At 45.8% G+C, this 816-nt stretch carries 2 pseudogenes; both read right to left on the reverse strand.

The features are described from left to right. Positions 1–486: pseudogene (locus CIK04_RS35660) on the reverse strand (MBL fold metallo-hydrolase); the annotation flags it as partial. A 63-nt stretch (positions 487–549) separates the two neighbouring features. Continuing rightward, positions 550–816: pseudogene (locus tag CIK04_RS33700) on the reverse strand (hypothetical protein); the annotation flags it as partial.

The following is an 816-nucleotide window of genomic DNA, read 5'->3' on the forward strand; positions in this document are numbered from 1 at the left end:
GCGCATCTTCCACTTTGTCACGCAGCAATTTCAGGCCAGCCGCTGCGGTTTCTGGTGAATGAGTGGGTCGATCACGACCCAACCTTTGTCACCACGGATAAAGGTCATCACTGAGAGATCAAAACCGCGCACTTGGTAAATGCCCTCTTTCACTTTAAACAGGCCATCGATGTTGTTCAGTTTTGCTTGGCGCAGCAGTGAAGGGTTGACGGTTTGAATGTTCTTCTCTTGTTCAACAAAGTCGTATTTGCTGCAAAGTCCCAAATCACATTGCCTTTGGCGTTCTTTGATGGTTTTTTCTGGCCACGTGGCAATGTAGCCGCGCGAGGCATCTTCAAAATCACTTTGATTGGCGAAGTCGAGGTAGCTTTTGAGTTGGTTATTTTTCTCGATGGTGAATGAAGACGCTTGTTTAGGCTCGCTGCTGGTTGCGGCTGCGAACGTCAGGGCTGGGGATAGAGTGGCGATAATCGCTAGCGATACAATCGATTTTTTTAAGTTTTACATTGTTATCTCCTCTCTTATAGCGGCGCGTTTGAGCGACCGTCGTTAAGGAGAGATTAATGAGTGCGGATTAAACAATCGATAGACTAAACCTAGAAAAGTAAATTTAGTTTTATTTAATCCTATTTTGGCTTTAGCCTTCAATTTCGTACGAAATGTCGCGGTTACTTGCATCAGGGCGCTCTTAAGCCATTGATGTCCTGAATCTTGTTGTTGGCTATGGTGCCATGTCATGTAGATAGGCAACTTATTTAGCTTAAAGGGCAGCGGCATTACCTGCAGCTGGTGCGCTTTGGCCATCAAATCGGCATG

Source organism: Vibrio sp. 03_296, assembly GCF_002265885.1.